The 2,260-nt window shown below is 29.6% G+C and carries 2 protein-coding genes and 1 pseudogene; 2 read left to right on the top strand and 1 reads right to left on the bottom strand.

Features of this window, described 5'->3' with window-relative positions; all coding sequences use genetic code 11:
- A pseudogene (locus tag ACRDDY_RS11290) lies at positions 1–180 on the bottom strand (GNAT family N-acetyltransferase); the annotation flags it as partial.
- Positions 181–811: 631 nt separating this feature from the next.
- On the opposite strand from ACRDDY_RS11290, the gene ACRDDY_RS11295 reads away from it, so the two are divergent.
- Both ACRDDY_RS11295 and ACRDDY_RS11300 read left to right on the top strand, forming a co-directional pair.
- Entirely contained in the window at positions 812–1,243 is a 432-nt protein-coding gene (locus tag ACRDDY_RS11295; RefSeq protein ID WP_438565054.1) for a JAB domain-containing protein, read from the top strand.
- 136 nt (positions 1,244–1,379) lie between these two features.
- Entirely contained in the window at positions 1,380–1,883 is a 504-nt protein-coding gene (locus ACRDDY_RS11300; RefSeq protein WP_438565055.1) for an ATP-binding protein, read from the top strand.
- Positions 1,884–2,260: the final 377 nt, after the last annotated feature.

Consider the following 2,260-nt stretch of genomic DNA (forward strand, 5'->3'; position numbering starts at 1 on the left):
TACAAATAATTCTCGGTTAGGATTTTCAATAATATTTTTTATATCAGATTCGTCTCTAGAAGAAATCAATGGTTTTTTAAAAAGTTCAGGATGATTTTGAAGATGTAAACTATCTAATTCGTCGTAAACTGAGCAAAGATATGTGTAGTCTTCAATACAAGCTTTTCTAATATTAATCATTTTACTTACCCCCACAAAAAGTTTTTAATTAAAAAAATTAAAATACAAAAAAGGGAAAGAGCCTCTGGGGGGGATAGAGGCTCTTTTTGGGGGGATTAAATTATTTATTACTTTTTTAACACTTATTTACAATATTTAGACAACGGGTTTTATAAAAAAGTTTTAATTTTTGAGAAAATTATTTTTGTAAATTACAAAAATAAGAATACTTTACTAATTTAAAAATAAAAAAATTTACAGTAAGAAATAGCCACTTAACTCATCGCTTTCTCCCTCTGGTCGTAGCTGGGATAGTAATAAGTAGGAGTTTTACAGACAGTCCCTTATGGTACGCTACCCTGCTGGTCGCTCAGTACTCCGCTCAAGAGTTAAAAACAGTTCTTGCCTTAATAGGAAAAGAGCTCGAAAGCTGTGGATGCATGACGTTTCAATTTGCAATACACGGATCTCTTCACTCTTGAACCTTTAAGTCTTTCCCCCCCTCCCCATTCTGCTATCTTGTTGAGATAACTCCCTTTTAAAAGATAAAATGATAAAGATTTTTAAGTTAGAGTTTTAGCAACATACTCAAAAGATAAAACCTCAGTTAAAAAAGCCTTTAAGAAAGGCTGTTAATAACGCCCTAGAGTTTTTGGAACTACTAAATGAATTTCTAAAAGGTGGTATTAAATCTGAAGATATAATAGTTCGAGGAAAAGTAGATTTTTTAAACTACATGAACATCCAAATGGGATATTTAAAACACGAAGAGTTTAAAGTAGTTTTTCTAAATAGTAGCAATCAAATAGTTTTAAATGAAACTCTATTTTGTGGAACTATAGATTGCAGTGTTGTTTATCCAAGATTGATAATTGAAAAGGCAATCTTATCAAAAGCTAAAGGAGTTATCTTTGTACATAATCACCCAAGTGGCAATTTAACTCCATCTAAAAAAGATATTGAGCTGACACTGGAGATGCAAGAGCTTCTTGATAAAGTTGATGTAAAACTACTTGACCACTATATAATCTCAGAAACAGAAAACTTTAGTTTTTATGAAAATGGTTTAATTGATTATTTGTAAAGCTTGAGGGAGTTCCCTCAAGCTACTTTTAAAGATGGAGGTACTGTATGAAAAAGTTTGATATTATGGGTAGCATTAGAAGAGGGATGATTCTAATGATTTTAAAGTAGCAATAAGAGAGGCTCTTTTAAATACATTGATACATGCAGACTATGAGTTTCCTATAGGAATTATTATAAGTAAATTAGAGAAAGAATATATTTTTGAGAATCCAGGATTATTAAGATTAACACCTGAAGAGATTTTAACAGAAAAATTATATTCAGATCCTCGTAATCCTCTAATTATGGATCTGTTTAGATTTATAAAACTTTCTGAAAGAGCTGGAAGTGGGATAAAAACAATTCTTCAAACAGTAAATGATTTAGGGTTACAAAATCCAACTATTGAGTTATCTCAAGACAGAATAAAATTTATATTACCAGATACTTTAATTTTAGATAGTGGTCATCTAAGTAAAAATGAAAAAATCATTATGGCTTTTATCTTAGAGCATGGAGAGATTCAAAATAAAAATGTTCAAGAGCTACTAGAAGTTAAAAGAACAGCTGCATTAAATACTTTAAATACGCTTGTTGAAAAAAACTTTATTAAGCAAGTTGGAAAGGGTCGAGGTAATAAATATATATTAAAAAAATAAACGACCGCTTTTTTTTATAAATGCTCACTTAAATGCTCACATATTATTAGATTTTTTAAAAAAACTCAATAAAATCAAGGATATAAATGCTCACCTAAATATTAAAATAAGTATCCGTATAGACATTCATATTATAATAGAAAGTCCACCAGGTGGACTTTCTGATTTTCCGACGGTCGAAATGATAAAAATTTTAAAGTTAATTTATAAATTATTCTCATTTTTAATTTTTTCCCACTCTCTAAGCAGTTTATAAAACGTTGTCTTTTTAAGATTTAGTATTTCCATAGCTCTAGTACCTGTGATTTCTCTAGTTTTCCAACTATTGTAAATATCTTTCCAGTTTTCTGGAAAAGGTATTGGTTTACGCCCTTTGT

Source organism: Clostridium sp. (assembly GCF_051656525.1).
GTDB lineage: Bacteria > Bacillota > Clostridia > Clostridiales > Clostridiaceae > Clostridium.